Genomic DNA, 6,020 nt, shown 5'->3' on the forward strand with positions numbered 1-6,020 from the left:
TGGCGGTGGCGGCGGCGGCTTCGAGTCCGGCGGCGGCGGAGGCGGCGGTGGCGGTGGTGGCTGATCCATCATCCGTCACGGTCCGAGCGCTCCGCCTCAGCGACACCTGAGCGGTCGTACCGTCTAGGTGTTCTGAGCCGTCCGTCCGCACCGGAGTGACAACAACAAAAGGAGGGCCGCGCCGGGTTCCGGCGCGGCCCTCACAACATCCCGGGCGAAATCACCTGGCCCGGAAACCAGCGCACCCGCCCCGTAAGGGCGGGTGCGCTGCTCGGGGTGGGCCGGATCCGGGGAGGTTTGGCCCGGCGGTAGGTCAGGTGGCGCGGGAGTGGGTCAGCGGACGCGGGCGGGCGACGCGCTTCAGGCGGATGCGCTCCGGCGGCCGGGGCACGGGCGACAACTCCACCACGCGCGCCCCCTCCGGCACGTGCCGCAGGTCGTGCGTGATCAGGAGCGTCGTGCGCCCCGCCATGAGCCGCCACAGCGGCTTCATGACCTGCGCGGCCGTGGCCTCGTCCAGTCCGGTCACGGGCTCGTCGAGCACCAGCACCGGGGCGTCGCGCAGGATGGCCCTGGCGATCGCGATCCGCTGCCGCTGCCCGCCGGACAGGAGCCGGCCCCGCTGCCCCACCGGAGTGTCGTACCCCTGGGGCAGCACCTTGACGAAGTCGTGCACGCCCGCCGCCTGCGCCGCCCTGATGACCTCGTCCAGCGAGGCATCAGGCCGCCCGTAGGCGATGTTGTCGCGTACCGATCCCGAGAACAGCAGCGTCTCCTGGTGCAGGATCGTGATGTTCTCGCGCAGCGACTGCCGCGTCAGGCCCCGGATGTCGGCCCCGTCCAGCAGGATGCGGCCCGCATCCGGGTCGTAGAACCGCAGCAGCAGCTTGCCCAGCGTGGACTTTCCGGCCCCGCTGGGCCCGGCCAGGACGACGACCTCGCCGGGCGAGGCGGTGAACGTCACGTCCCGCAGGACCTGCCGCCCCCGCTTCGGGTACGCGAACCCGACCCGGTCGAACTCGACCTCGCCCCGGCTCCTGCCCGCGGACACGGCGTCGGGCTCGTCGGTGACGCCGGGCCTGGCCTGCAGGATCTCGATGACCCTGTCGGACCCCGCGGCCGCCTGCGACACCGTCAGTGCCAGCTCCCCCAGCCCCTGCACCGCCGGATACAGCAGTGCCAGGTACGCGGCGAAGGCCAGCAGGCCGCCCAGGGTCAACCGGCCGGCGGCGATCTCCCACGCGCCGAACCCGAGGATGACGATCAGGCAGACGGTCTCGATGATCTGGACGGCGGGGCCGTACAGGCTGGACAGCCAGGCCTGTGCCATGTTGGCGCGCAGCCACGTGCGGCCCTCCCTGTGCAGGCGCCGCGACTCGGTCTGCTGCCGGTTGTAGGCCTGCACAAGTGGCTGGTTGGCCAGCCCTTCCTCCAGGACGCTGTTCATGGCCCCGTTGCTGGAGCGCTCGCGTGCCGCGGCGGTCCTGAACCTGGCAGCGAACACCTTGGAGATCACCAGGAACAGCGGGATCAGCGCCATCGTGACGAGCGCGAGGTCCCAGCGGATGAAGAAGGCCGCCCCGGCGAAGAACACCACGCTGGCAGCGGTGGTGAGCGCCTTGACCAGCCCGGACCCGACCAGCTCCTCGATGGCCTCGATGTCGTCGGTCAGCCGTGCCATCAGGTCGCCGAGGCGCCGGTTCTCCGAGAAGTCCGGCGCGAGCGTCTGCAGGTGCCCGTACACCCGGTCGCGCAGGACCAGCAGGAACCGTTCGGCGCCCAGCGCGGTGACGTACGTCGCCGCGAAGGACGTCACCCCGGCGAGCGTGGCGAGTCCGAGCCAGGCGAACGCCGGAACCCAGAACTCGCCCAGCTGCCGGGTGGCGAGCACCTCGTCGGTGATGTGGCCGAACAGGCGGATGGCGGCGACCTCGCAGAGCGCGGCCAGCACGGCGAACACGACACCGGCCGCGAATAGCCGCCGCAACCCGCGGGTGTGCGGCCAGAACTCGCGGAAAGTCCGGCGAATGGAAATCGCCGGTGCGAGTTCGTGGCCGGAGACAGCCAATGAGAGCCGACGGCTGTGCCGCCGGCTCTCAAGGGTGTTATCAGACACCCTCACCTAGCACCCCCACCACCACCGGCGGCAGCACCCTCCGCACCACCTACGACGGAAGCAACGCCTGCGGCGGTGACAGCCCCAACCCTGCTGGAAGTCGATGCGTGCGAGCTGAGTGCTAGCCATGATTCCTCCCCCGTTTGGTGACTTGCACAAATCGCACGTTATCACCGGATTTGCGGTAAAGCAGTAGAATTCGACAATTTAAAAGAGACTTGACCAGTAAAACCAGAAGACAACGGCCGTTCAGTGCCACCGTTAAATCACTTGTAAACGAACACAACCGCTAAGCAGGGTCATGGGAATGCCAAAGATGCTTCTCGCGACTGGTTCCAAGGTGTACGTCGCCCGATACTTTGGTCCGATGGATCGGAGGGCTCAGGCCGAGATCATGGACGCATGGCATTCATCGGCGTTCTTCTCATGATCCAGGGCTTCGGCAGCCTCATCGCCGAGCACGTCTTCGGCCAGAGCTTCGGCCTGCTGCACCGGTGGATCGACGGCACCGCGCTGACCGTCGTGAGCGCCCTGGTGGGCGTCGCGGGCCTGGCGCTGACGATCTTCGGCGCCCGCAGGGAATCCTAGCGGCGGCGGCGGCCACGGCCGGCGCGCCCTTGCGGCGGCTGGAGGCGGTCCGCCGGACGAGCGGCGCCTCCAGCCGCGTGATCAGGTGAGCGAGGAGTAGGCCACCACGCCGCGCCGCATCGCGTCGATCGCCTTGCCCGCCGTCTGCTTGATCTTGCTGCCCGGCGGGGTCGCGTTCCCGAGCTGACCGAGCAGGTCCATGAGCTGCTTGATCCACCGTACGAAGTCGCCGGCCGCCAGCTCGTTGCCGTTGACGCCCTCCCTGAGCACGGCGTCGAGGGTGTGCCCCTTCGTCCAGCGGAAGGCCGCCCAGGCGAACCCCAGATCGGGCTCCCTGATCGTGGACAGCCCGTGATCGGACTCGATGCCCTCCAGCTCGCCCCACAGCCGGATCATCGCCGTCAGCGCCTCCTGGGTGCGCCCGGCGGGGACCTTGGGGCGGCGCGCGTCGTCGGACGCCCGCGACTCGAACACCAGCGCCGACACGCACGCCGCCAGCTCGGCCGGGTCGAGCTCCTCCCACAGGCCGTTGCGCAGGCACTCGGCGGTCAGCAGGTCGAGCTCGGTGTAGATGCGGCCCAGGCGGCGGCCCTCGTCGGTGACGGTCTCGCCCTCCAGGTAGCCCAGCTGCTCCAGCACCGAGCAGATGCGGTCGAACGTACGCGAGATGACGTGCGAGCGGCCCTCGACGCGGCGGCGCAGCCCTTCGGTCTCACGCAACAGCTTGTAATAGCGCTCGGCCCAGCGGGCGTGGTCCTCGCGCTCGTCGCAGCCGTGGCACGCGTGCTGGCGTATGCGCCGGCGCAGCTCGTTGACCTCCTCGTCCTCCACCGAGTGGTCGCGCGCCCTGACCGGCTTGCCCAGGTCGCGGTCGCCGATCTTGGCGAGCAGCGTGGAGACGAGGTTGGCGCGCTCCTTGGGCGAGCGGCCGTTGAAGTTCTTCGGGATGCGCAGCTTCTCGAGCGGCTCGACCGGGACGGGGAAGTCGGCCGGGTCGAGCTTCTTCACCTGCTTGCCGATGGTCAGCACGAGCGGGCTCGGCCCTTGGCCGCGCGGGTTGCGGCCGGGGTCGAGCACGATCGCCAGCCCCGCCCTGCGCCCGCCGGGCACCCGGATGACGTCGCCCGGCTCCAGCGCCTCCAGCGACCGCACGGCGGCCGCCCGGCGCGCCGCGCCACGCTGCCTGGACAGTTCGGCCTCCCGGTCGGAGAGCCTGCGGCGCAGCGCCGCGTACTCGGGGAAGTCGCCCAGGTGGCACGTCATCGCCTCCTGGTAGCCCTCCAGGGCCTCCTCCTGCTTGCGCAGCTGCTTGGCCAGCCCCACGACCGCCCGGTCCGCCTGGAACTGCGCGAACGACTCCTCCAGCAGCGTCCTGGCGCGCTCCCTGCCGAACTGGCCGACGAGGTTGACCGCCATGTTGTAGGACGGCTGGAAGCTGGAGCGCAGCGGGTACGTGCGCGTCCCGGCCAGGCCCGCCACCGACAGCGGATCCATGCCGGGCTGCCACAGCACCACCGCGTGGCCCTCCACGTCGATCCCCCGCCGCCCGGCCCGCCCGGTGAGCTGGGTGTACTCGCCGGGCGTCAGGTCGGCGTGGGTCTCGCCGTTCCACTTGTCGAGCTTCTCGATCACCACGCTGCGGGCCGGCATGTTGATGCCCAGAGCGAGCGTCTCGGTGGCGAACACGGCCTTGACCAGGCCGCGCGTGAACAGCTCCTCCACGACCTCCTTGAACGCCGGCAGCATCCCCGCGTGATGCGCGGCCAGCCCGCGCTCCAGGCAGTCACGCCACTCCAGGTAGCCCAGGACGGCCAGGTCCTCATCGGGCAGATGCGCGGTCCGCTCGTCCACGAGCTGTCTGATCTCGTGTTGCTCGCGGTCGGAGGTGAGCCGGATCCCGGCGTACAGGCACTGCTGGACGGCGGCGTCGCACCCGGCGCGGGAGAAGATGAACGTGATCGCCGGCAGCAGCCCCTCGGCGTCGAGCTTCTCGATCACCTGCACCCGGTCCGGCGGGCGCGAGCGCTGCGGCCTGCCGTAGCCGCGCCTGCCGCGCCCCGCCGTCAACCGCTCGGCGTCGCGCGTCACCCGCATCAGCGTGGGGTTGATGCGCAACGTCAGGTCGTCGTTCATGAACAGGTCGTAGATGCGGTTGCCGACCATCATGTGCTGCCACAGCGGCACCGGGCGGTGCTCGTCCACGATCACCGTGGTCTCGCCGCGCACCTCGCCCAGCCACTCGCCGAACTCCTCGGCATTGCTCACCGTCGCCGACAGCGCGGCCAGCCGCACCGACTCCGGCAGGTGGATGATCACCTCTTCCCAGACCGCGCCGCGGAACCGGTCGGCCAGGTAGTGGACCTCGTCCATGACCGCGAACCCGAGACCGGCGAGCGTCGCCGACCCGGCGTACAGCATGTTGCGGAGCACCTCGGTGGTCATGACCACGATGGGGGCGTCGCCGTTGACGCTGTTGTCGCCGGTCAGCAGGCCCACCTTGGCGGTGCCGTACCGCTTGACCAGGTCGTTGTACTTCTGGTTGGACAGCGCCTTGATGGGGGTGGTGTAGAAGCATTTGCGACCCTGCTCCAGGGCCAGGTGAACGGCGAACTCGCCGACGACCGTCTTGCCCGACCCCGTGGGCGCCGCCACCAGCACTCCGTCGCCGGCTTCCAGAGCTCGGCAGGCGTCCAGCTGAAAGTCGTCCAGCTCGAAGTCGTAGAGACCTCGGAACGATCGCAGCGCGGCCCCGTCGTCCCCGTGTCTCTGACGGAAGGCCGCATAGCGTTCCGCTGGCGTTGTCATACCCGCCAGCCTACCGAAATCGCCATTCCGGTCCGTCCCACCGGCCTCCCCGGAGCCCTTCCGGGTGCGGGGCAAGTGAGGCGCACACCCCCTGGGGCGGGATTGGCGGCGCGGCCCCTCCCCTCCAAGGACCCTCGGCCGGAGTACGGTGGCGCGGCTGACCGGCGGCCCGAGCTGTCATCCGGCCGGGCTCCTTTACAATGTAGATCTCAAACGATGACCCGCAGCGCCCCGGGGCGCACCTCGCAGTGCACCGGCGCCGGCCCCACGCGTTCGCCGTCGGCGTAGGCGACCACGTCGGCCGCCTCCAGCCGCACGCTGCGCACCCTCCGCATCGACACGGCCCGGTGCCCGACGTGCGTCCCCCGGTACACGCTCGGGAACACCCGCAGGAACTCGGCCTTGGACACGGGCCAGCCGGCCGGTGTCGTCCGGCCCGGCACCACCTTCTGCCCTACTGCGCGAGCAGTTGGTTGCACTTGGCGACCGCGGAGTCGAGCGCTTCCTTGGA

Annotated in this window: 3 protein-coding genes and 1 pseudogene; 1 reads left to right on the top strand and 3 read right to left on the bottom strand. The window is 70.2% G+C overall.

The annotated features are described in order from the left end of the window. Window positions 1–313: 313 nt before the first annotated feature. Window positions 314–1,987 carry an ABC transporter ATP-binding protein gene (locus AB0J09_RS53920; protein WP_360709974.1) on the bottom strand — a complete coding sequence of 558 codons (1,674 nt, stop codon included), beginning with the start codon at window positions 1,985–1,987 and terminating at the stop codon, window positions 314–316. Window positions 1,988–2,518: 531 nt separating this feature from the next. Here AB0J09_RS53920 and AB0J09_RS53925 point away from each other — a divergent pair. Next, window positions 2,519–2,704: a hypothetical protein gene (locus AB0J09_RS53925; protein WP_360709976.1), complete on the top strand. Its 186-nt coding sequence runs from the start codon at window positions 2,519–2,521 to the stop codon at window positions 2,702–2,704. Between the two features lie 81 nt (window positions 2,705–2,785). Here the strand turns inward: AB0J09_RS53925 and AB0J09_RS53930 are convergent, their stop codons facing one another. Both AB0J09_RS53930 and AB0J09_RS53935 read right to left on the bottom strand, forming a co-directional pair. After that, window positions 2,786–5,509, bottom strand: a complete 2,724-nt coding sequence (locus AB0J09_RS53930; protein WP_360709978.1) for a DEAD/DEAH box helicase — start codon at window positions 5,507–5,509, stop codon at window positions 2,786–2,788. Window positions 5,510–5,718: 209 nt separating this feature from the next. Continuing rightward, window positions 5,719–6,020, bottom strand: a pseudogene (locus AB0J09_RS53935) (hypothetical protein); the annotation flags it as partial.

This window comes from Nonomuraea sp. NPDC049784 (assembly GCF_040659615.1).
Taxonomy (GTDB): domain Bacteria; phylum Actinomycetota; class Actinomycetes; order Streptosporangiales; family Streptosporangiaceae; genus Nonomuraea.

Excerpts from the sequence above, each read along its gene's own strand:
- AB0J09_RS53925 (WP_360709976.1), top strand. The coding sequence starts at position 2,519 with ATGGCATTCATCGGCGTTCTTCTCATGATCCAGGGCTTCGGCAGCCTC.
- AB0J09_RS53930 (WP_360709978.1), bottom strand. The coding sequence starts at position 5,509 with ATGACAACGCCAGCGGAACGCTATGCGGCCTTCCGTCAGAGACACGGG.